At 58.0% G+C, this 23,021-nt stretch carries 22 protein-coding genes; 6 read left to right on the top strand and 16 right to left on the bottom strand.

Features of this window, described 5'->3' with window-relative positions:
- Window position 1 precedes the first annotated feature (1 nt).
- Window positions 2-490, bottom strand: coding sequence for a cupin domain-containing protein (locus DW58_RS17705; protein ID WP_024548676.1), 489 nt, complete (start codon window positions 488-490; stop codon window positions 2-4).
- A 105-nt stretch (window positions 491-595) separates the two neighbouring features.
- Between DW58_RS17705 and zur the strand changes: the two genes are divergently transcribed.
- On the top strand, window positions 596-1,111 hold the full coding sequence (gene zur / locus DW58_RS17710) for a zinc uptake transcriptional repressor Zur (protein ID WP_024548677.1): 516 nt from the start codon (window positions 596-598) through the stop codon (window positions 1,109-1,111).
- 127 nt (window positions 1,112-1,238) lie between these two features.
- On the opposite strand, the gene DW58_RS17715 is transcribed toward zur, so the two are convergent.
- From DW58_RS17715 to DW58_RS17730, 4 genes are all read right to left on the bottom strand, one after another.
- On the bottom strand, window positions 1,239-1,448 hold the full coding sequence (locus DW58_RS17715) for a CsbD family protein (RefSeq protein WP_024548678.1): 210 nt from the start codon (window positions 1,446-1,448) through the stop codon (window positions 1,239-1,241).
- A 229-nt stretch (window positions 1,449-1,677) separates the two neighbouring features.
- Complete coding sequence (gene dinF, locus DW58_RS17720; protein ID WP_024548679.1) at window positions 1,678-2,997, bottom strand: MATE family efflux transporter DinF; 1,320 nt, start codon at window positions 2,995-2,997, stop codon at window positions 1,678-1,680.
- A gap of 79 nt (window positions 2,998-3,076) precedes the next feature.
- Window positions 3,077-3,685, bottom strand: a complete 609-nt coding sequence (lexA, locus tag DW58_RS17725; RefSeq protein WP_024548680.1) for a transcriptional repressor LexA — start codon at window positions 3,683-3,685, stop codon at window positions 3,077-3,079.
- Between the two features lie 109 nt (window positions 3,686-3,794).
- Entirely contained in the window at window positions 3,795-4,163 is a 369-nt protein-coding gene (locus DW58_RS17730) for a diacylglycerol kinase (RefSeq protein ID WP_024548681.1), read from the bottom strand.
- A gap of 130 nt (window positions 4,164-4,293) precedes the next feature.
- Here DW58_RS17730 and plsB point away from each other — a divergent pair, with 130 nt between their 5' ends.
- Window positions 4,294-6,717 carry a glycerol-3-phosphate 1-O-acyltransferase PlsB gene (gene plsB / locus DW58_RS17735; protein WP_024548682.1) on the top strand — a complete coding sequence of 808 codons (2,424 nt, stop codon included), beginning with the start codon at window positions 4,294-4,296 and terminating at the stop codon, window positions 6,715-6,717.
- A gap of 70 nt (window positions 6,718-6,787) precedes the next feature.
- Here the strand turns inward: plsB and ubiA are convergent, their stop codons facing one another.
- The 5 genes from ubiA to malK all read right to left on the bottom strand — a co-directional run bounded on the left by ubiA (window position 6,788) and on the right by malK (window position 11,879).
- Window positions 6,788-7,660, bottom strand: coding sequence for a 4-hydroxybenzoate octaprenyltransferase (ubiA, locus tag DW58_RS17740; protein ID WP_024548683.1), 873 nt, complete (start codon window positions 7,658-7,660; stop codon window positions 6,788-6,790).
- Complete coding sequence (gene ubiC, locus DW58_RS17745; protein ID WP_024548684.1) at window positions 7,645-8,181, bottom strand: chorismate lyase; 537 nt, start codon at window positions 8,179-8,181, stop codon at window positions 7,645-7,647. Before ubiC ends, ubiA begins: the two co-directional genes overlap by 16 nt.
- Window positions 8,182-8,314: 133 nt before the next feature.
- The gene (malM, locus tag DW58_RS17750) at window positions 8,315-9,286 is read right to left on the bottom strand and encodes a maltose operon protein MalM (protein WP_029593202.1); all 972 of its coding nucleotides are present in this window, start codon (window positions 9,284-9,286) and stop codon (window positions 8,315-8,317) included.
- Between the two features lie 123 nt (window positions 9,287-9,409).
- Entirely contained in the window at window positions 9,410-10,729 is a 1,320-nt protein-coding gene (locus DW58_RS17755) for a maltoporin (RefSeq protein WP_024548686.1), read from the bottom strand.
- Window positions 10,730-10,769: 40 nt separating this feature from the next.
- Window positions 10,770-11,879, bottom strand: a complete 1,110-nt coding sequence (malK, locus tag DW58_RS17760) for a maltose/maltodextrin ABC transporter ATP-binding protein MalK (RefSeq protein WP_024548687.1) — start codon at window positions 11,877-11,879, stop codon at window positions 10,770-10,772.
- A 368-nt stretch (window positions 11,880-12,247) separates the two neighbouring features.
- On the opposite strand from malK, the gene malE reads away from it, so the two are divergent.
- From malE to malG, 3 genes are all read left to right on the top strand, one after another.
- Window positions 12,248-13,438, top strand: a complete 1,191-nt coding sequence (gene malE, locus DW58_RS17765; RefSeq protein WP_024548688.1) for a maltose/maltodextrin ABC transporter substrate-binding protein MalE — start codon at window positions 12,248-12,250, stop codon at window positions 13,436-13,438.
- A gap of 109 nt (window positions 13,439-13,547) precedes the next feature.
- The gene (malF, locus tag DW58_RS17770; RefSeq protein ID WP_024562427.1) at window positions 13,548-15,092 is read left to right on the top strand and encodes a maltose ABC transporter permease MalF; all 1,545 of its coding nucleotides are present in this window, start codon (window positions 13,548-13,550) and stop codon (window positions 15,090-15,092) included.
- A gap of 14 nt (window positions 15,093-15,106) precedes the next feature.
- Window positions 15,107-15,997, top strand: coding sequence for a maltose ABC transporter permease MalG (gene malG / locus DW58_RS17775; RefSeq protein WP_024550303.1), 891 nt, complete (start codon window positions 15,107-15,109; stop codon window positions 15,995-15,997).
- A 79-nt stretch (window positions 15,998-16,076) separates the two neighbouring features.
- Here malG and psiE read toward each other — a convergent pair whose 3' ends face one another.
- Complete coding sequence (psiE, locus tag DW58_RS17780; protein WP_024550304.1) at window positions 16,077-16,490, bottom strand: phosphate-starvation-inducible protein PsiE; 414 nt, start codon at window positions 16,488-16,490, stop codon at window positions 16,077-16,079.
- A gap of 145 nt (window positions 16,491-16,635) precedes the next feature.
- On the opposite strand from psiE, the gene DW58_RS17785 reads away from it, so the two are divergent.
- Window positions 16,636-17,106 (top strand): acyltransferase, encoded by a 471-nt coding sequence (locus tag DW58_RS17785; RefSeq protein WP_024550305.1) that lies wholly within the window; start codon window positions 16,636-16,638, stop codon window positions 17,104-17,106.
- Window positions 17,107-17,160: 54 nt separating this feature from the next.
- On the opposite strand, the gene DW58_RS17790 is transcribed toward DW58_RS17785, so the two are convergent.
- The 5 genes from DW58_RS17790 to pgi all read right to left on the bottom strand — a co-directional run bounded on the left by DW58_RS17790 (window position 17,161) and on the right by pgi (window position 22,957).
- The gene (locus DW58_RS17790; protein ID WP_024550306.1) at window positions 17,161-19,257 is read right to left on the bottom strand and encodes a YjbH domain-containing protein; all 2,097 of its coding nucleotides are present in this window, start codon (window positions 19,255-19,257) and stop codon (window positions 17,161-17,163) included.
- Entirely contained in the window at window positions 19,257-19,994 is a 738-nt protein-coding gene (locus DW58_RS17795; protein ID WP_024550307.1) for a capsule biosynthesis GfcC family protein, read from the bottom strand. Before DW58_RS17795 ends, DW58_RS17790 begins: the two co-directional genes overlap by 1 nt.
- A complete protein-coding gene (locus DW58_RS17800; protein WP_024550308.1) occupies window positions 19,991-20,629 on the bottom strand; it encodes a YjbF family lipoprotein in 639 nt (212 codons plus the stop codon). Before DW58_RS17800 ends, DW58_RS17795 begins: the two co-directional genes overlap by 4 nt.
- Window positions 20,630-20,689: 60 nt before the next feature.
- Window positions 20,690-20,938, bottom strand: a complete 249-nt coding sequence (yjbE, locus tag DW58_RS17805; protein WP_024550309.1) for an exopolysaccharide production protein YjbE — start codon at window positions 20,936-20,938, stop codon at window positions 20,690-20,692.
- Window positions 20,939-21,307: 369 nt separating this feature from the next.
- On the bottom strand, window positions 21,308-22,957 hold the full coding sequence (gene pgi, locus DW58_RS17810) for a glucose-6-phosphate isomerase (RefSeq protein WP_024550310.1): 1,650 nt from the start codon (window positions 22,955-22,957) through the stop codon (window positions 21,308-21,310).
- Window positions 22,958-23,021 lie beyond the last annotated feature (64 nt).

Raw genomic sequence — 23,021 nt, forward strand, 5'->3', positions numbered from 1 at the left:
TTCATTTTCGTGAAGGTTTCCCGTCATGAGGTGCAAAAATCTGCTCGGGGTGATCGACCCAGCGATCCTCGCGGGTGGCAGCGTATTCCTCGTTGAGCGGGTAGTATATCCGGTTTTCCGATTTATTCGCTTCGCCAATGACTAACAGGCGAACATCGGCGTCAGAGTTATTAATGAAGGTATGGCAGATGCCCGTTCCGGCGGGAAACGCCACGCTGTCGCCAGGCTCCAGCGGCCACAGCTGGCCGTTGATCCACACCTCTGGCTGGCCTTCGAGCACGTAAACAAACTCCTCTTCCTGGCTTTCGGCATGCGGATAGGAGGTACGCCGACCGGGTGGCAGCCGTTCGTGATGGATACCGAGCCGCGTTAAGCCAAGCGTGCGGGCCAGCGGCGCGCCAATGGAAAATCGCTCCGGGCTGTCGGCATAGCCAGGCTCGTCTTTACCTTCCAGCTCGCGCCAGTGGCGAATAAAATCGGGACGTTTCATAAAATGCCTCACAGGTTAACAGCAGGTTCTTTAAATGAAGCGGAATCTCGGCGTTTTACCAGCTTCGTGATAAAGTAACACTCTGCTTTTTTCCGGAGGTTGCTGATGGATATGACCACATCTCAAACTGTGTTAGCGCAGGCTGAAAAGCTCTGCCAGCAGCGCAATGTGCGCCTGACCCCGCAGCGCCTTGAAGTGCTGCGCCTGATGACGCTGCAAAAAGGGGCCATCAGCGCGTACGATCTGCTCGACCTGCTGCGCGTAAGCGAGCCGCAGGCTAAGCCGCCCACGGTCTACCGCGCGCTGGACTTCCTGTTAGAGCAAGGTTTTGTTCACAAGGTAGAGTCCACCAACAGCTATGTGCTGTGCCACCTCATCGATCAGCCGACCCATACCTCAGCCATGTACATCTGTGACCGATGCGGCCAGGTGAAGGAGCAGAGCGCGGAAGGTGTTGAGGATATTCTGCATGCCGTGGCGGCACGAATGGGATTTGCCCTGCGTCATAACGTTATTGAAGCGCATGGACTGTGTTCACTGTGCGTGGAAGTGGAAGCCTGTAGCAGCCATGATGCGTGCAATCACGATCATACGGTGCAGAGTAAAAAGCGCGGGAAGTAGCGTAGAGAAGCGTCAGAGAATTACGTCAGGGAAGAAGAGCCAGAGAGTAAGTGGGTAAAGCTAAGCGGTACATCCTTGTACCTGGGCTGGGTAGGCCCGAGGGTTAGCACAACTCAATCAGAGTGCGTTACCAGCGATAGTCATGACGGGTTTCCCAGTCAGTCACCTGCTTGTCAGCCTCATCTTTGGTGTTGCCGTAGCGCTCCTGGATCTTACCGACCAGCTGATCGCGCTTACCTTCGATAACGGTCATGTCATCGTCAGTCAATTTGCCCCATTGCTCTTTCGCTTTACCCTTGAACTGTTTCCAGTTACCGCCGACTTCGTCTTTATTCATAATAATGTCCTCATCGTTCGGTGTATGAGATATCTCGTGTCGTTCCGTCCCGGCATCATCTCATTTCCTGCTGGACGTGATAGTTATTATAGTAGGGCATTCGGAACAGCGGCTGCGATTCAGAATATTTAACCATATGATGGCCAGACCGAGCGGCGAAAGCAGGAAAAAACGCTGTCGATTCAGGGAGCTGAGGTAATTTTAAAAGCGCGCAAAGGGGTGTAACCGACTATGTAAACCAGCGGTCGTTGCGCCAGTAGCGTCGCCACATCCAGCCAAGCGTCAGGCCCCGCAAGGCGAGAAAGACGCACAGCGCCAGCCACAGACCATGATTCCCCAGTACCGGAAGCAGTAATAGCGTGGCACCGAAGCCGAGCGCGGCAACCGCCATGCTGTTACGCATATCCCTGCCCCGCGTTGCGCCGATAAACATGCCATCCAGTAAATAGCACCACACGCCAACCAGCGGCAGCAGGATTTGCCACGGTAGATAGTGCCCGGCGAGCTGGCGCAGCGCCTCGATAGACGTCAGCATCGCCACAATGCTGTTGCCAAAGCAGGCATACACCAGCGCAAACGCCAGCGCCACAATCCCTGCCTGCCGACAGGCAGCGCGCCAGACGTTGAGCAGCGATGAGCGGTCCCGCGCGCCAAACGCGTGGCCGGAGTGAGCCTCTACCGCATAGGCAAACCCGTCCAGCGCATAGGCGGTGAAGGTCAGGAGCGTCATCAGCACGGCGTTCACCGCGACGATCTCACCGCCAAGCCGCGCGCCCAGCACCGTGATTGACCCGAAGCACAGTTGAAGCAGCAGCGAGCGCAGCATGATGTCGCGATTGAGCGCCAGCAGCGCGCGAATATTGCCGCGCCACGCGGTTTTTAGCATCTCAATGCTGACGCCGCGCAGCCGCAACACCTTCCAGGCCATCATCAGGCCAATCACAAAGGTGACGTATTCGGCGATCACCGTGGAGAGCGCAGCGCCCTGAACGTTCATGTCGAGGCCCATCACCAGCCACAGATCGAGAACAATGTTCAGCAGGTTACCCACCACCAGCAGGATCACCGGCGCACGGGCATACTGCACGCCCAGCAGCCAGCCGAGCAGCACCAGGTTCGCCAGCGAGGCGGGGGCGCTCAGCCAGCGAATCTCCAGAAAACGCCGTGCCTGAACCAGCACCTCTTCGCTACCACCGGTAATGTGCAGCGCAAGATCGATCAGCGGCCCACGCAGCGCAAAGATGGCGAATCCGGCGATCAGCGCCAGCAGCAGCGGCTGAACCAACGCCCGCGCCAGCGCCACCGGGTTTTTGGCACCGTACGCCTGGGCCGTCAGCCCGGTGGTGCTCATCCGCAGGAACAGCAGCAGCATAAACAGGAAGCTGGTCGCCATGGCGCCGACCGCGACGCCGCCAAGGTAGGCTGCGCTGTCGAGATGGCCGATCACAGCCGTATCCACCAGGCCCAACAGCGGCACGGTGATGTTCGAGAAGATCATCGGCAGCGCGAGGCGCCACAGTGCTTTATCGGTGGAGGAGAAGAACGCCATGCCGCCCCGGACAGGTTGTTAACAGGAAGGATAGCCCCACGGCGGCGCGGGCCGCCATGAGGATGCAATCAGGTGGGAGTTACAGCCATTCGCCGTTGCGGATAACGCCAACCGCAAGGCCTTCAATGGTAAAGTTCTGCTCGCGCAGATCGACAACGATAGGGTCGAAGTCGCTGTTTTCAGGCAGCAGCTGAACAATGTTGCCCTGCTTTTTGAGACGCTTAACGGTCACTTCGTCTTCGATACGGGCCACAACGACCTGTCCGTTACGCGCTTCTTCCGTTTTATGCACGGCCAGCAGATCGCCGTCCATGATGCCGATATCTTTCATCGACATCCCGCTTACGCGCAGCAGGAAATCGGCGCTCGGTTTGAACAGGTTAGGGTCGACCTGGTAGTGACCTTCAATATGCTGAGACGCCAGCAGCGGTTCACCGGCTGCCACGCGGCCAATCAGCGGCAGACCGTTCGCTTCTTCAATCAGCAGGCGAATGCCGCGTGATGCCCCGGAGACGATCTCAATCACGCCTTTACGTGCCAGCGCTTTCAGATGCTCTTCCGCCGCGTTTGGCGAACGGAATCCCAAACGTGCTGCAATTTCCGCACGCGTAGGCGGCATGCCAGTCTGGCTGATATGATCCCGAATAAGATCGAACACCTCTTGCTGCCTGGTCGTTAACGCTTTCATCCCGCCCCCTGGGTGTATATACAGTTATGCTGTGAGTATATACAGTCAAAGACGACTTTGGAACCACAAATTGCGCAAAAAACCAGACATAATCGCTATTATGGAAAGCTTATCGCAAATGCTGCCACAGCAGCGTGCCCCAGGTGATGAGGGCAGTGATGATAGACAGCAGCACCGCGCCGGAGCCCATATCTTTGGCACGCCCGGAGAGCTCATGAAATTCTGGCCCGATCCGGTCTACCACCGCTTCGATGGCGCTGTTGAGAATTTCAACGATCATCACCAGCAGTACCGAGCCGATGAGTAACACGCGGGTGATGGGGTCGACGTCCAGCCAGCAGGCAATGATAATTGCCACGATGGCGGCAACCGCCTCCTGACGAAATGCTGCTTCGTTTTTCCAGGCGGCACAGTATCCTTTCCAGGAGTAGCCGGCTGCTTTAATAATACGGGTTAACCCAGTGGTGTTATTCGCCATGAAAAGAAACCTTTTTTAATTCTGAGCGTCAATGCTTGTACATCGCATTCAGCGCAGCACAGAAATTCCCAACGGATTCTGATATTCTTGCAGCGCGATTGCATTTTTAACCAGAGGCTTTACATCGTTTATGTCCGGTTGGCCACGAATTTACTACAAATTACTGAATTTACCATTAAGTGTGTTGGTAAAAAGCAAGTCTATTCCGGCAGACCCCTGCGCTGAATTAGGGCTCGATACCTCTCGCCCCATCATGTACGTTCTGCCGTATAACTCAAAAGCGGACCTGCTGGCGCTGCGTGAGCAGTGTCTGGCCCACGATCTTCCCGATCCGCTTGAGCCGCTGGAGATCGACGGCGCCATCCTGCCGCGCTACGTATTTATTCACAGCGGACCGCGCCTGTTCACCTATTACACGCCTAAAGAAGAGTCTATCAAGCTCTTTCACGACTACCTGGATTTACACCGCAGCAACCCGAATCTTGATGTGCAGATGGTGCCGGTATCGGTGATGTTTGGCCGCTCGCCGGGTCGTGAAAAAGGCGAAGTGAACCCGCCGCTGCGCATGCTCAACGGCATTCAGAAATTTGTCGCCATCTCCTGGCTTGGGCGCGACAGCTTTGTGCGCTTCTCGCCGCCGGTGTCGCTGCGCCGTATGGCGACCGAACACGGCACCGATAAAATCATTGCCCAAAAGCTGGCGCGCGTGGCGCGTATGCACTTTGCCCGCCAGCGTCTGGCAACGGTTGGCCCGCGTCTGCCGGTACGTCAGGATCTGTTCAACAAGCTGCTGGCGTCCAAAGCCATTGCCCGCGCCGTGGAAGATGAAGCGCGTACCAAAAAAATCTCCCATGAAAAAGCCCAGCAGAATGCCGTTGCGCTGATGGAAGAGATTGCCGCGGACTTCTCGTATGAAGCCATCCGCGTGAGCGACCGCGTGCTGGGCTTTACCTGGAACCGGCTCTATCAGGGCATCAACGTCCACAACGCCGAGCGCGTACGCCAGCTGGCCCATGACGGCCACGAGATTGTCTATGTGCCCTGCCATCGCAGCCATATGGACTACCTGCTGCTCTCCTACGTGCTTTATCACCAGGGGCTGGTGCCACCGCACATCGCGGCGGGCATCAACCTGAACTTCTGGCCGGCCGGGCCGATCTTCCGCCGCCTGGGCGCCTTCTTTATTCGCCGTACCTTTAAAGGCAACAAGCTGTACTCCACGGTCTTCCGCGAGTATCTGGGCGAGCTGTTCAGCCGCGGCTACTCGGTTGAGTATTTCGTCGAGGGTGGGCGCTCCCGTACCGGCCGTCTGCTGGACCCGAAAACCGGCACGCTTTCCATGACCATCCAGGCGATGCTGCGCGGCGGCACGCGCCCGATTACCCTGGTGCCGATTTACATCGGCTATGAGCACGTGATGGAAGTGGGCACTTACGCCAAGGAATTGCGTGGCGCCACCAAAGAGAAAGAGAGCCTGTTGCAGATGGTGCGCGGCCTGAGCAAGCTGCGAAATCTCGGCCAGGGCTACGTTAACTTCGGTGAACCGATGTCGCTGACCTCGTGGCTGAATCAGCACGTGCCGGAGTGGCGCGAGGCTATCGATCCTATCGAGGCCGTGCGTCCGGCGTGGCTGACGCCGACCGTCAACGGTATCGCCGGCGAGCTGATGGTGCGCATCAACAATGCGGGTGCGGCGAACGCCATGAACCTGTGCTGTACCGCCCTGCTCGCTTCACGCCAGCGCTCCCTGACCCGTGAGCAGCTGACCGAGCAGCTGACCTGCTACATGAGCCTGCTGCGTAACGTGCCTTATGCGCCGGACGCCACCGTGCCTGTCGCCAGCGCCAGCGAGCTTATCGATCACGCGCTGCAGATGAATAAGTTCCAGGTCGAGAAAGACACCATCGGCGATATCATTGTGCTGCCGCGTGAGCAGGCGGTGCTGATGACCTACTACCGCAACAACATCCTGCATATGCTGGTGCTGCCGTCGCTTATCGCGGCCATCATTACCCAGCATCGCAACATCAGCCGCGAGGCGCTTTTACGCCAGGTGGAAGTCATCTATCCGATGCTGAAAACCGAGCTGTTCCTGCGCTGGGAAACCGCAGAGTTGGGCGGCGTGATTGACGCCCTGCTGGAAGAACTGATGCAGCAGGAGCTGATCCTCACCAGCGGCGAGCAGCTTCAGCTCAATCCGGCACGCTCACGCACGCTGCAGCTGCTGGCCGCCGGGGTACGCGAAACGCTGCAGCGCTACGCCATCACCTTCTGGCTGCTGAGCGCGAATCCGGCTATCAACCGCGGTACGCTGGAGAAAGAGAGCCGCACCGTGGCCCAGCGTCTGTCAGTGCTGCACGGCATTAACGCGCCGGAGTTCTTCGATAAGGCAGTATTCAGTACGCTGGTGCTGACGCTGCGCGACGAAGGCTACATCAGCGATACCGGGGATGCCGATCCGACCCGCACCATGACGGTTTATCAGCTGCTGGCCGAGCTGGTTACCTCTGACGTACGGTTAACGATTGAGAGTGCCGCCGCACAGGCCAGCTGACCTGAGATGGCGAGCAATAAAAAAGGCGGGTATCGACCCGCCTTTTTTGTGCCCGCTGGTTACGCGTTGACTACCGGATCAGCCAGGCGAGCGCGAAGCCGAGAAACAGTGCCATGCCCACGTAGTTGTTATTCAGAAACGCCCGGAAGCAGGCATCGCGATCGCGTCCGGCGGTGATACGCTGCTGATAAACAAACAGCGCCGCGGCCACCACCAGCGCAGCGTAGAACACCCACCCTAACCCATTCAGCCAGCCAATAATCGCCATCAGCGCCAGCACGATAATTTGCAGGATACCGATGATCAGGTTGTCGAAGCGGCCGAACAGAATGGCGGTGGATTTCACGCCGATTTTCAGATCGTCATCGCGATCGACCATCGCGTACTGCGTGTCGTACGCCACCGCCCAGCAGATATTGGCGAAAAACATCAACCAGCAGCTCAGGGGCAGGGTTTCGCTCACGGCGGAGAACGCCATCGGTATCGACCAGCCGAACGCCGCCCCCAGCACCACCTGCGGCAGATGGGTGTAGCGTTTCATAAAGGGGTAAACCCATGCCAGCGCCAGCGCGGCGACCGACAGCAGGATGGTCATCAGGTTAAGCGTCAGCACCAGTAAGAAAGCGAGCAGCACCAGCACGATGAACAGATTCCGTGCCTCTTTCTCCGTGACTGCACCGCTCGGCAGCGGACGGTGGGCGGTACGCTTGACGTGTCCGTCGATTTTACGGTCGGCGTAATCATTGACCACGCAGCCCGCGGCACGCATCAGCCAGACGCCCGCCACAAATACGGCCAGGATCCACAGCGGCGGTACGCCCGATGCGGCAACCCATAGCGCCCACAGCGTCGGCCACAGCAGCAGCAGCGCGCCGATGGGCTTGTCAGTACGCATCAGCCGATGGTAGGCCAGCAGCTTCGTTTGCGTCAGACTCCACTCCATCTCTCTTCCTCTTCGTTTTTGTTGTCGTATAGCGGTGATGCAGGCAGGAACAGCTCGGTGAGCAGCAGCGGTTTGCCAGACAGGCGCAGGCGTGAGCGCCGTCCCCACAGGGTATCGCGTTGTCCAATCTGGATAAAATCGCGTGTCAGGGTGGATGCGGTAAACAGGTAGCGTCCGAGCGGCGTGGTGCCGAGCGCCTGAAGCGCCAGTTCCGGGCCGCTGAGCGTCGATTCCGGCACCAGAGTGCGGCCCGCCAGCCAGGGAACGCCGTCGCCGCAGAGCAGAATCTCCCGCAGCCAGTAGCGCGGCTCGACGGGCAGCAAATCCTGCTCGTCACAGGCCGCTTCCGGGCCGACAAAGCCTTCGTTAATCACAATGACGCTCACGCGATCGCAGTGCTGCTCAAAGCGTTTGGTCATTGAGTCTTCCAGCAGCAGCCAGTCGAGCAGTTCACCGCTTACAGAGGGGATATCATCAAAAAAGGTCAGCGCGCGAAGCTCCGCCAGCGCAGGGTGGGACATTGCGTTCGACTCCGGTATTCATCATAAAAATCATTGTAACGCAGAACCGGAACAGGTGGGGGAAAGCTCGCGGGGAAAAAGGGTGCGCCGAAGCGCACCAGGTATTGCAAGCATCAGCAATGTGGGGAAACGATCACCCCTTGCCTTTTACACTGCTGATAAAAACAGAACGGGCGGAGGTAGAACCCAGACGCTCGGCTTCATTCAGCAGTTTCAGGGCCTTATCGACGTCCCCGCTGGCAACGGCTTGCTTGATGGCCTTGTTGAAGTAGGCTTCCGTATCATTCAGTACCGGTTCAGCTTTCGGCGCCGGGGCGGGTGCAGGGGCGTTTACCTGTGCTGGTGCCGGTGCCGCCTGAGCCGGGGCCGGTGCGCTGTAGGCCTGAGCCGGTGCGGCGGTGTTGCCTACCGTGACCGAGGCCGCTCCGGAAGAGCCAAACAGCGGTCCTACCAGAATGCTGGAGGCCGAGTTGGTGCTGACTTTAAGCTTCAGCGTGCCGTCAGCCGTATGACGGGCCACCGGGTCGGCAATGTCAGGCACCGCGTTGCCGACGCCTTTGGCATAGGCTTTGGCCGGGTTCGTCATGGTGGTGGTCTGCTGCATGTCCTGCGGCGTGGTGAAGGCCAGCACATAAATTTTCTGCTGTCCTAAGGCCGGCGTCAGCTTGATAACGCCCTCCAGGCGATCTTCAGATATCGCGCCCGGCTCTTTGTATTCGAAATAGCTCGACGGGAAATACGCCGCCGGCGACAGGTTCTGATCGAGCACCAGGATGTTAGGTGCGAACACGCTGCGCTGCTTGTCCGCCACGCTGGTCAGCGTAAGGGTGAGCTCGCCGACGTTGGCCGGAACGCTCCAGGCGGCCACTTTGCCGGTGATACCCGGGACGTTAAGGGTTTGCCCGACGGTCGAGAGCTGTGCAGTTTGCGTTTGCGATGGCGCAACCGGGGTCCAGACAATCTGCTGTAGCGCAGACGCCGGGATGGCCGGGGCAGCGGAGGTATTTTGCGGAACGATATTCACCTCGGCGAAGCTGGTCGCTGGCAGTACGGCGAACAGGCTTGCACCCAGGCAGAGTGCAATCACGGTTTTTTTCATTTTCATTGTTATGACCTCAGATGATGAAGTGAAGCGGTGGCCAGGCAATAGCGCGCTTCACTAAGACACGTACCTAATTGAGGGTTAAAAAATGAGGGGCAACGCCCCTCATGTGGTCATGACACAGAATTACCACCAGATTTCCATCTGGGCACCGAAGGTCACTTCATCGCTGTCGCCGCGGCTGGTGGTGCCGAACGGGGTGAAGGTACCGTTGGTAGCAGCGAAAGTGGTTGCGCTGTCGTTGTCAGCTTTCACGTAGCCCCATTTCTCATCCCACTTGGCGTAGGTTGCGAACACGCGGATAGCCGGACGAGACCAGATGCTGCTGCCTGCCTGCCACTGTTGTGCAAGGGTAACTTTGTACTGGGTGTTGCGCTCGCCAACCTGCTGAGATTTCACGTTGTCGTAGCCAACTTCCATCAGGGTGCTCATGATCGGGGTCCACTTGTACATTGGACGCACGCCGACGGTCCACCAGGTGTTACCGCGTTTGTTGTCACGGTCGGTGTCCTGATACATCGCGACGTACATCATGTCCCAGTCATCGCCCATGCTGATTGACCCGTGGTCAAGCAGGCGGATCATGTTGCCATCGTTATCAATGGAACCACCGCGCGCCTGGCCTTTACCCTGAGAAATCATTGAGTCAGTTGCGTACTGAACCACGAACTTGTTGAAGCCGGTGCCGATGGTCTGGGTATGTTCAGCGGTGAACATCCAGCCGTCTTTGGTAGCGCCCGGAGCCAGATAGTAGTCGTCAGGAATGTTGGTGTGACCGTAGTCCACGCCCAGTTCCAGCACGCCATCCGGGTTGGTTTCCAGACCGGCTAAACGGACGTCGAACACATCGTTCGGCACTTCATTGTTATAGGTTCTGATACCGGTTTCTGGGTCGACATCACCAAAGGCGGAAGAACCACCCTGCTCGGTGGAGCGGGTTGCTGCGAAGGAGAGTTTACCGATTCCTACATCGATATTTTCCAGACCCGCACCCGGACCGGAGATATCCCAGTAGTAGAAGTCGATCATGTGAACGTCATGACGCTGGTAGAAGCGCTTACCGGCCCAGATGTTGGCGCCTGGCAGCGCGTCAATCAGGTCTTTACCGACGACGTTGAATTCACGAATGGCTGGGGTATTGCTGTCTTCCCAGTCGTTCAGCTGATCGGATTTGTAGGCGATGTTGGAATCAAAGTAGAAGCTCTTATCGCCTTCTTTCCATACTTCCTGACCCAGCTTGATTTCAGCATAGGTTTCGCATTCGTTACCCAGACGGTACTTGGCATCAGCACCTGTCGCCTGGAAACACTGTTGTGGGCCACCGCTGCCGGTCCAGCCAATACCGGAACGTGCGTAGCCTTTGAAATCGACGGCGGATGCCTGGGCGGCGAAAATGCCGGCCATAACAGCCACTGCCAGAGGAAGTTTGCGCAGAGTAATCATCATTCTGTCTCCTGAGACCTTGCTTTTCTTTGTTGTGGAATGCTTAAACGCCTGGCTCTTTATGCAGCCGACGACACGCGGTTCCATCTTCACGGAACAGATGGCAACGCTCTGGCGGCAAACCGATGGCGAATGTGGCACCCTCTTCTACCAACACCACGTCATTCTGGCGGTAGACCAGGTTCTGACGTATGGCGGGGATCTGGATATGAATCTGAGTTTCGTGGCCGAGCTGTTCTACTACCTGCACTTCGCCTTCCAGCGTGACATCGGCGATGTCGCTGGGCAGCAAGTGTTCCGGGCGGATGCCGAGCGACATATTGGCCCCCACCTTCACGTTCTCGCTTTCGACCGGCAGCCAGACCTGCTGGCGGTTCGGTAGTTCCACCTGTACCTGGTCGATGGCGGTTGCCGTCACTTTCACCGGCAGGAAGTTCATCTTCGGCGAGCCGATAAAGCCCGCGACAAAGCGATCCGCCGGATAGTGATACAGCTCCAGCGGTTTACCGACCTGCGCGATACGACCGGCATCCAGCACCACAATCTTGTCGGCCAGCGTCATGGCCTCCACCTGATCGTGAGTGACGTAAATCATGGTGCGCCCGAGACGCTTGTGCAGGCGCGAAATCTCGATACGCATCTGCACGCGCAGCGCCGCATCCAGGTTCGACAGCGGCTCATCCAGCAGGAAAACGCGCGGCTGGGCGACCAGCGTACGGCCAATCGCCACGCGCTGACGCTGTCCGCCGGAGAGCGCCTTCGGACGGCGATCCAGCAGGTGCCCCAGCTGCAGCACGTCGGCCACCTGAGTGACCTGCTGGTTAATCAGCTCTTTTTTGGCACCGGCCAGCTTCAGGCCGAAGGACATATTCTCGGCCACCGAAAGGTGGGGATAGAGCGCGTAGGACTGAAACACCATGCCCACGCCGCGCTCGGCAGGTGGGATATCGTTCATACGCTTATCACCAATGAACAAATCGCCACTGGTGATGGTTTCAAGCCCGGCAATCATGCGCAGCAACGTTGATTTGCCGCAGCCCGACGGCCCGACAAACACCACGAACTCCCCTTCCTGAATGTCGAGGTTGATATCTTTTGATACCACCACGTCACCCCAGGACTTCGTTACATTCCGCAACTGCACGCTCGCCATGCCCTTCTCCCTTCGTTACAACGGTCAGACCAAAAACCACAATGCCGAGAATATGCAGCGTCCACCGGGGGAAGGGATCCTCCGCCCCTGGGCTTTTTTATGGGGGAGGAGACGGGAGGATGAGCGCGTAGCGTCTGCCACCCGCCGGGGCGGCCAGCGGCGATTTTCGTGACGCAGGTTTCAATTTTCCGCGCGATTTTGTGTGCGTTCAGACACATAACTTAATTTTATGTCGCCCGGATCACACAACCAGACGGTGGGGCGTAGGCCCGGGGAGGATGAGAAGCGCTTGTCAGATACGCAAACTGTGCCCTGTTAAAACCACCACCTGTATATCCATGTGCACTCAGCAAAAAAGGATGGGACCTATGAAGATCAAAACCGGCGCGCGCATCCTCGCTCTGTCAGCTCTGACAACGATGATGTTCTCCGCCTCTGCCCTCGCCAAAATTGAAGAAGGGAAACTGGTTATCTGGATCAACGGCGATAAAGGCTATAACGGCCTGGCCGAGGTTGGTAAGAAATTCGAAAAGGACACCGGTATCAAGGTCACGGTAGAGCACCCTGACAAGCTCGAAGAGAAATACCCGCAGGTCGCTGCCACCGGCGATGGCCCGGACATCATCTTCTGGGCCCATGACCGTTTCGGCGGCTATGCGCAGTCTGGTCTGCTGGCAGAAATCTCCCCGGATAAAGCCTTCCAGGACAAACTCTATCCGTTCACCTGGGACGCCGTGCGTTACAACGGCAAGCTGATTGCCTACCCGATTTCGGTAGAAGCGCTGTCGCTCATCTATAACAAAGATCTGGTCGCGAACCCGCCAAAAACCTGGGAAGAGATCCCGGCGCTGGACACGCAGCTGAAAGCGAAAGGCAAGAGCGCGCTGATGTTTAACCTCCAGGAACCGTACTTCACCTGGCCGCTGATCGCCGCGGACGGTGGCTACGCCTACAAGTTTGAGAACGGCAAGTACGACGTTAAAGACGTGGGCGTGGACAGCCCAGGCGCGAAAGCGGGTCTGAGCTTCCTGGTCGATCTGGTTAAAAACAAACACATGAATGCCGACACCGATTACTCCATTGCCGAAGCCGCGTTTAACAAGGGCGAAACGGCGATGACCATCAACGGTCCGTGGGCGTGGAGCAACATCGACAAGAGTAAAGTTAACTACGGCGTAGCGCTGCTGCCGACCTTCAAAGGCAAGCCGTCCAAACCGTTCGTTGGGGTACTGAGCGCCGGTATCAACGCCGCCAGCCCGAACAAAGAGCTGGCGAAAGAGTTCCTTGAGAACTACCTGCTGACCGATAGCGGTCTTGAGATGGTGAACAAGGACAAGCCGCTGGGCGCCGTGGCGCTGAAATCCTTCCAGGAGACGCTGGCGAAGGATCCGCGCATTGCCGCCACCATGGATAACGCGCAGAAAGGCGAAATCATGCCGAACGTGCCGCAGATGTCCGCCTTCTGGTACGCGGTTCGCACCGCGGTGATCAACGCCGTCAGCGGTCGTCAGTCAGTGGATGAAGCGCTGAAAGACGCGCAGGGACGTATTACGAAATAAGCAGAACGGCGGGGAGCGCAGGGCTCGCCCGCCTTACCACTACGGCGCGATCCGTAGGTCAGGTCAGCGCACCTGACATCAGTATTCACAGTTGTAGAGGAAGAACCCCATGGATGTAGTAAGAAAGACCCACTGGTGGCAAAGCGATACGCTCAAATGGTCTGCGATCGCGCTGCTTGCTCTGCTGGTGGGATATCTTGTGGTGCTGATGTACGCCCAGGGGGAGTACCTGTTCGCCATCATGACGCTGATGCTCAGCGGCACGGGGCTTTATATTTTCGCCAGACGTAAAACCTACGCCTGGCGCTATGTCTATCCGGGCCTTGCCGGCATGGGGCTGTTTGTCCTGTTCCCGCTGGTCTGCACTATCGCTATCGCCTTCACCAACTACAGCAGCACCAACCAGCTTACCCAGGAACGCGCCCAGCAGGTGCTGCTGGATCGCCAGTATCAGGCGGGGAAAAGCTACAGCTTTGGGCTGTATCCGTCAGGCAATGCCTGGCAGCTGGCGTTGACCGACGGCGACAGCGGCAAGCACTATCTCTCTGACACCTTTACCTTTGGCGGCGAGCAGACCTTAGCGCTGAAGGAAGCCGACGCCCTGCCGGGCGGCGAACGCGCGACGCTGCGCATAATTACCCAGAACCGCCAGGCGCTGAACCAGATCACCGCCCGGCTGCCGGACGACAGCGAGCTGGTGATGAGCTCGCTGCGTCAGTTCTCCGGCACGCGCCCGCTGTATACGCTGGCCGACGACGGCGCACTGACCAATAACCAGACCGGCGTGGTCTATCAGCCGAACAATCACATCGGTTTTTATGAATCCGTTAACGCCGACGGCAGCTGGGCGGGCGACAAGCTAAGCCCTGGCTATACCGTGACCATCGGCTGGGATAACTTCATGCGCGTCTTCGTCGATGAGGGTATCCAGAAGCCGTTCATGGCGATTTTCGTCTGGACCGTGGTGTTCTCGCTGTTGACGGTGGTGCTGACCGTGGCGGTGGGCATGGTGCTGGCCTGCCTGGTGCAGTGGGAATCGCTGCAGGGTAAAGCGCTGTACCGCGTCCTGCTGATCCTGCCCTACGCGGTACCGTCGTTTATCTCCATCCTGATATTCAAAGGGCTGTTCAACCAGAGCTTTGGTGAGATCAACATGATGCTGGGCGCGCTGTTCGGCATTAAGCCCGCCTGGTTCAGCGACCCGAACACCGCCCGTGCGATGGTGGTGATCGTCAACACCTGGCTTGGCTACCCCTACATGATGATCCTGTGCATGGGGCTGTTGAAAGCGATTCCGGATGACCTCTATGAAGCCTCGGCAATGGACGGCGCCGGCCCGTTCCAGAACTTCTTCAAAATCACGCTGCCGCTGCTGATTAAGCCGTTAACGCCGCTGATGATTGCCAGCTTCGCGTTTAACTTTAACAACTTCGTGCTGATTCAGCTGCTGACCAACGGCGGGCCGGATCGACTGGGCACCACCACCCCGGCCGGGTACACCGACCTGCTGGTGAGCTACACCTACCGCATCGCCTTCGAGGGCGGCGGCGGTCAGGACTTCGGGCTGGCGGCCGCGATTGCGACGCTGATCTTCCTGCTGGTGGGTGCGTTAGCGATTGTGAATCTCAAAGCCACGCGCATGAAGTTTGATTAGGGAGAAAATGACATATGGCTATGGTTCAACCGAAATCCCAGAAGCTGCGGCTGCTGATTACGCACCTTCTGCTGCTGCTGTTTATCGCGGCGATCATGTTCCCGCTGCTGATGGTGATTGCCATCTCCCTGCGCGCCGGTAACTTTGCTACCGGCAGCCTGATCCCCGATCAAATCTCCTGGGAGCACTGGCGGCTGGCGCTGGGTTTCAGCGTCGAGCACGCGGACGGCCGGGTAACCCCGCCGCCGTTCCCGGTGCTGCTCTGGCTGTGGAACTCGATTAAGGTCGCGGCGATCACCGCCATCGGCATCGTGGCGCTGTCCACCACCTGTGCCTACGCGTTTGCGCGTATGCGTTTCCCCGGTAAAGCAACGCTGCTCAAAGGGATGCTGATTTTCCAGATGTTCCCGGCGGTGCTCTCTCTGGTGGCGCTGTACGCGTTATTTGACCGTCTCGGCCAGTACATTCCGTTTATCGGGCTGAATACCCACGGCGGGGTGATCTTCGCCTATCTGGGGGGGATTGCGCTGCACGTCTGGACGATAAAGGGCTATTTCGAAACCATCGATGGGTCGCTGGAAGAAGCGGCCGCGCTGGACGGTGCCACGCCGTGGCAGGCGTTCCGTCTGGTGCTGCTCCCGCTCTCCGTACCGATTCTGGCGGTGGTGTTTATTCTGTCGTTTATCGCCGCGATTACCGAAGTACCGGTTGCCTCTCTGCTGCTGCGGGATGTGAACAGCTACACGCTGGCGGTGGGGATGCAGCAGTATCTCAATCCGCAAAACTACCTGTGGGGCGACTTCGCGGCGGCGGCGGTGCTCTCTGCCATCCCGATTACCGTTGTCTTCCTGCTCGCTCAACGCTGGCTGGTGAGCGGCCTGACGGCGGGCGGCGTTAAAGGTTGACCTTGTTGTACCTAAGCTGTGCCACTGCGCGTTCGTAATCCTTACTGTGATGTTTGTTGCGGCCTTCGGGCCGCTTTTTTTATTCCCGCTTCAGCCGCTTTGAGTTGCACAGCCAGAGGGTGATCACCATCAGCAGGATCGCCCCGGCGTAGATCAGCACATCCATCGGCGATTTATGGTCGATGATAATCAGGCGAATAATGGCGGTGATACCGATATAGATGAAATAGCGCAGCGGGAAGTGAAAACCGGACTGAAAATACTTCACGATCAGCGCGATAAACTCGAAGTAGAGGAAGTAGACCACCAGCCCTTCCACCAGCTCATACTTGCTGACTTTCTCCCCGTCGGTAAACAGCACGTCGGCGAGATGCAGCGTCTCTTTTCCCAGGAAGATAATCAGGATAATCCCGAGGGTGAGCAGCGCGAGGCTCAGCACCGTTTGCAGAACAGATGACACCCATTCGATGCGCGGGCGCGGTGATGGCAGCATTGAGGACATAGGGCACCTTGAATAACCGAAGCGGGAAGTCCGTTATACGGCAAAAATGTGATCCAGATCCACATTATTTGCTTATCCGTGGCCTCCCTCAGCCTGAACCTGGCATAGTGGCCCCTTTCCAATTCAGGGAGTGACCATGAGCAATGCACCCGATCTTCGTCATGCCGCGGTACGCGACGTGAAAACCGGTAAAGACGTGGTGATCTACCAGCCCGCTAACCTCTATCAGTGCGAATTAGGCGATGGCGTGTTTATCGGCCCGTTTGTGGAAATCCAGCGCGACAGCCGCATCGGCGCCGGTACGCGCGTTCAGTCACACACCTTCATCTGTGAAGGGGTGCAGATTGGCAGGAACTGCTTTATTGGGCACGGGGTGATGTTCGCCAACGATATGTTTCGCGACGGGGCGCCCAATCCGGCGCGGGAAAGCTGGGGGAAGATTACCCTTGGCGACAACGTGTCGGTCGGCAGCAACGCCACGATCCTGGCTGTGAGCATCTGCGATGGCGTCGTGATTGGCGCGGGTAGCGTGGTGACGAAATCTATTACCGAGAAGGGCGTGTACGCCGGTAATCCGGCGACGCTGCTGCGGCGGCTTGCCCCATAAGCGCGTAATGGCCCTCACTCCCGCCACGCCGGGCTGAAGTGAGGGCCATTCTGATTACCGGAAGTTCAGGCTCTTGTCGCTGGTCATGCTGTAGAGGTCGAACTTACGGCCCAGCATCTGACCACCGTCACGCGTCAGCGGCGTCCAGCCGATGGCTGCACGGCTGCGGGTTGGGCCGGAGGTGAACAGATCCAGCGGTACGGATACGTAGACGCCTTTGGTGAACTCCCCTTCCCCGTAGGCCTCGGCCGATACGTTGGTGATGGTGGCATACGCCCCGACCACCACGCCGCTGTCATAGTGTTTCGCCACTTCCAGCGTGCCGCCTTTGTCGCCCGCCAGATACTGCCCGACGCTCGCCTTGATCAGCACATCCTGCGCAAACGGCGGCGTCCAGTAGGCGGTCAGGTGACCGGTTTTCACGCTGTAGTCGGTGAACTTCATCATGTCCTGCGCGCTGCGCCAGTCACGCTGCTTCACGTAGTTGCCGTTGATACCCACCGCCCAGTTGCTGTCCACCGGACGCCACAGCACTTCGGCCCCCGCGCCGCCGTACATGGTTTCGAGGTAGCCCCCGTACACCTGGCCGTAGAAATCATTCCCCAGATACTGGAAGTAGTTGGCCTGCAGGTTGTTCACGTAGACGTTGTTCTTCACGTACTCACGCACCATGGTACGCACGCGTGGCAGGGACGAGTCGCCCGGCGAGTCGCTGTAGCTGAACTTGTCGTAGTTGTTCGCGATGTTGCCGAACAGGCTACCGGTGGTCAGCAGGTGGTCGGTCACCCACCAGTCGGCGGTTCCCATCAGGCCGACCTGATACATATAGAAGCTTTCCGGGCCGCCGAAAGACTGGTTCAGTACCGGGTCGAAGTGGATATCGAAATCAGACTTCTCAATGTACCAGCCCTGCTCGGTGCTCTCCGGCACAACCGGCGTGGTGCGGCGCTGCACCAGCGGCGTCTCGCGGCCCAGCGGTTCCCCTTCCAGGTGGCGCTTCAGGCTGGCAACGTCGGTTTCGGTGGTGACCTGCGGCATGTTAAGGCGGTTTTCCGTGATGCGGATGGTGCGCACCCCGTCCGGCAGATCGTTCATCACGATACGGTTGGCGCGCTCAATCCCCTCCCGGGAGTCGCGGTATTTCACCTGCTCACCGGTGACGTAGAGCGTGTCGCCCTTCACCTGAATCTGTGGGTTGGTCAGCCCGGCGTTGTATTTCAGCTGCGTCAGCTGGTTTGCCACCACCGAGTGCTGGAGGATGGCATCCTGCGGCTGCGGGCGGTAAGCCGGACGCGCGTTGTCGTTATAGGACGGACGCAGGTCGTTGAAGTTGTTGCGCAGCGTGACCCCGAACATCACGGTGTTCCCGCGCTCGTAGCTGACGTTGACGTCGGCCCAGTCGGTGACGCGGTAGATGGCCCCGACGTTAAACTTGCGCTTCTGCTCGATTTTGCCGGCGAACTCTTCGGTGTAGTTGTTGCCTTCATACTCCACCTTCAGGCGCAGCGGCTGCCACGGCGTCTGGTACTCAATCCCGCCGAACAGCGCCGCCGGGCCGTGGAACATGTCGCTGCTGTCAACTGAACCGGCACGCTGATAGCTGCCATCGCGGTAGCAGAACTTGTCGCTGTAGGAACAGAACGGGTTACGCACGTTGGCATTGGTGCCGAGATAGCCCCAGCCCATCCCCAGCGTAAAGTCGAACGGTCCCCAGGCTTTGCTGGCGACGAGGTATTCGGCGTCAAACAGGCCGGTACCGCCGATGTCGCGCGCGCCCACGGCCACCTGCGGCAGCCAGTAGCCCTCTTCCCACAGGCGCAGTTTGAGATCGAACGCCTTATCTTTATAGGTCTGGTCGCCGGAGAAAGAGTCAACGTTACTGTAGTCACGAGTACGCACGTCGGTGTAGCGCAGCGTGGTTTCCAGCCACGGGAAGAGCTGCACCGAGGCGGAGTAGTAGCGGTACTGATCGTTATCGCGATAGTTAAGGCTGATTTCCCCCTCGCGCGCCATACGGGCGGTCGGGGTCTGCATCAGGCCCACGCCCCCGAAGTCAGACTGCGACGGGCCGATGGGCGCAGGCAGGGTTTCAGCATGGCAGGCGGCCGATACGGCCAGCGCCAGCACGCTGTAGAGACAGGTCTTTTTCATCAATCCGGTATCCGATGAGTCAGGGAGCGGAGGATCTGCGCGTTGAGATCGTCCCAGGTTGAGCTAAACAGGGAGTCTGCAAAACCGACAAAGATGATGCTGCCGGGCATCGGCTCGACGTGACGTCGATTCCAGTACGCCACCGGCGTTTTCTCCGTGCGTCCATCCGGATAGATAATCCACGCATAGCTGCGATCCGCCCCGCTGAGCAGGCTGACGTCGTCCAGGTAGTCCACCACCGAACGTCCGGATGAGAAGGTGACGCGTCCGGGTTTGTTGATAAGCCCCATCAGCGTGACCGTCGAAGGACGCTCCCCGACCCACAGATGGTATTGCCCTTCCACCGGTACGTTGTACTGCGGGCGTACCCGCACCCAGTCCGGGTCGAGATTAACCCGCTGGCGGCCGGTGACCTTAATCGCTGCCAGCTGATTGCGCAGGCTGTTGATAGCGGCCCCGTCATCCCCGCCCTCTTCGGCGGCAAGCTGACGCAGCGTGTTCAGTAATTGCTGGTGCTGCTGTTCTGCGACGGCGGTCGCCTGACGTTCGCTGATGACCGCTCCCGGCCACCAGGTACGCGCCAGCGCCGGCTGAGACACCACGTCCGCCAGCTTTTTGGCACCGGTGATGGTCAGCGGTGCCGCCCCCGAGGTTTGGGTGACGGTCACGGTCGCGTCGGCCAGCGCAGCGGTAGAAGTGATGCAGAAGATCAGCGCGGCGAGTGCTGTTATTTTCATTCTTTCGCGGCCTTAATCAATGTCATGGTGACAGGAAAATAGTCTGCACCAAGGTACTGTTGCGACTGGCGAATTATCCCTTCGCTATCAATCCAGTAGCGATTGCGCCAGCTTTTATGGTCGGTTTCTACCTCTTCCACCAGCACGCGCACCGGCGTCACGCTGCTGCCAACGGTCAGGGTGTCGTTGCCGTCCCAGTGGAAGGTTGAGCGCGCGGTGGCGTAGCGGACCTGCTTGTGCTCGGTCCAGCCGATCGTGCGGGTCCAGCTTGCGCCGTCGATCACCTGATTCGGCTTCGCCAGCGGATCGTCAGCGAGGTTGCTGACCTCAATCAGGTTGTCATTGGTGAGCCAGGTTTTTACCAGTCGGCCTTTCTGGGTGACCAGCGTGGCCTGATCCTGCGTGACCCATTTCTGCTGGCCGTTTTCCGCAAAGGCCAACACCACGAACAGCTGAGGCCCGTTGTTCAGGCGCACATACTGGCTGGCATAGGGCATGTTCTGGATGTCATCATCCGTGAGCTGTACGCCATCTTCGCCAAGCACGCTATTCCAGAGGGCGCTGCCCAACCCTTTGGTGGTGGATGAGCACGCTTGTAGAAGCAGGCACACTAACACTATCGCAACTCGCTGCACGATATTTCCCCGAAGTCAAAATAACCACACCGAAGTGTGGTTATGGTTAAAACACCCGTATTACTGGGTGGCGGTACTGGTTGTGGTAGTTGTGGTGGTGCCAGTATTGGAACCATCGCCACCACCGGTAGCAGCAAGCGCCACACCGACTACCGACCCTACAGTACTGGCGCTGGTCGCAGTAGAACTCCCTGCGGACACAGACGTAGCCGCGCTACCTGCTGCATCACCGACCGCGATCGGATCCGCCCAGGCAGACGTTGCCGCCAGCGTGGATATGGCAAAAATGCCATAAATGATTTTCTTCATAACAATTTCCCTTCATTGAATGAATGGAGATGTGCCCAAAACGCTTTTCAGGCGCACTCGAGTATACACAACAACCCTCTCGCGTTTGCGCGTGAGGGAAATAGGCGAAGGGTTTTAGGATAAACAGATAAAATATATGACAGTGCAAATATAATTTAATATAAATAAGTTAATAATCAATGCGTTAAAATATAAATACCGCAGAGGCAAAGTCCGGATTTTCTGAAAAGAATGGCACGTCTCTGCCGGGGTGAATGACACTTTCAGATTAACCTGATCGGTGTGAAGGCGGGGAAATATCGGACAAGTAGATTAGTCTGAGAATAAGCGTCGGCGAATGCCGACGCTTTTATAAGAAGAACGTATTACTTATCCACGCCAGGCTTTATAGCGATTGATTAAGCCGTTGGTGGAGCTGTCGTGGCTGTCGATGGCATTTTCATCGCCCAGCTCCGGCAGGATGCGGTTAGCCAGCTGCTTACCAAGCTCCACGCCCCACTGGTCAAAGGTGAAGATATTGAGGATGGCGCCCTGGGTGAAGATTTTGTGCTCGTAGAGCGCGATCAGCGCACCCAGGCTGAACGGGGTGATCTCGCGCAGCAGGATGGAGTTGGTCGGGCGGTTGCCTTCAAACACCTTGAACGGCACCACGTAATCCAGCGTTGCCGGATCTTTACCCTGATCGCGGTACTCCTGCTCAACGACTTCACGAGACTTACCAAACGCCAGCGCTTCGGTCTGCGCAAAGAAGTTAGAGAGCAGCTTGGCGTGGTGATCGGAGAGCGGGTTGTGGGTTTTCGCCGGGGCGATAAAGTCGCACGGAACCATTTTGGTGCCCTGGTGGATCAGCTGATAGAACGCATGCTGTCCGTTGGTGCCCGGTTCACCCCAGATGATCGGGCCGGTCTGGTAATCCACGGCGTTGCCGTTGCGGTCAACGAACTTACCGTTGGACTCCATGTTGCCCTGCTGGAAGTAGGCCGGGAAGCGGTGCATGTACTGGTCGTACGGCAGAATGGCTTCGGTTTCCGCGCCAAAGAAGTTGTTGTACCAGATACCAATCAGCGCCAACAGCACCGGCAGGTTTTTCTCGAACGGCGTGGTGGAGAAGTGCTTGTCCATCGCATGCGCGCCAGAGAGCAGCTCAACAAAGTTGTCGTAGCCCACGGAGAGCACGATCGACAGGCCAATCGCCGACCACAGCGAGTAACGTCCGCCCACCCAGTCCCAGAATTCGAACATGTTGGCGGTGTCGATACCAAACTCGCCCACCGCTTTGGCGTTAGTGGAGAGTGCGGCGAAGTGCTTCGCCACGTGCTGCTGGTCGCCCGCTGCTTTCAGGAACCAGTCGCGTGCGCTGTGGGCGTTGGTCATGGTTTCCTGGGTGGTGAAGGTTTTTGACGCCACCAGGAACAGGGTAGTTTCCGGGTTCACCTTTTTCAGCACTTCGGCGATGTGGGTACCATCGACGTTAGAGACAAAGTGCATATTCAGGTGATTTTTATAGGGGCGCAGCGCTTCGGTCACCATGAACGGGCCGAGGTCGGAGCCACCGATACCGATGTTCACCACGTCGGTGATCGGTTTGCCGGTGTAGCCTTTCCAGCTTCCGGAAATGATGGACTCGGAGAAGGTTTTCATCTTCTCCAGTACCGCGTTCACTTCCGGCATCACATCTTTGCCATCAACCACAATGGGGGTATTGCTACGGTTACGCAGCGCAATATGCAGCACGGCGCGGTCTTCGGTGCGGTTGATTTTCTCACCGGAGAACATGGACTTAATGGCACCCGCCAGATCGGTCTCTTTCGCCAGATCCAGCAGGGTGTTCAGGGTTTCGTCGGTGATGCGGTTTTTGGAGTAATCCACCAGCATCAGGTCGTCAAAGGTGGCGGAGAACTTGCTGAACCGGTCGCTCTCTTTTGCGAACAGATCGGCGATGCTCACCTTTTCCATGTCAGCGAAGTGTTTCTCTAATGCCTGCCATGCTGAAGTTTGCTTCGGGTTGATGTTTTTCATAGCAATACTCTTGTGATTTGAGAACTGTGACAGCGGTCGATTGTAGCGCCTGCGTCCGCAATTG

Source organism: Siccibacter turicensis LMG 23730 (assembly GCF_000463155.2).
GTDB lineage: Bacteria > Pseudomonadota > Gammaproteobacteria > Enterobacterales > Enterobacteriaceae > Siccibacter > Siccibacter turicensis.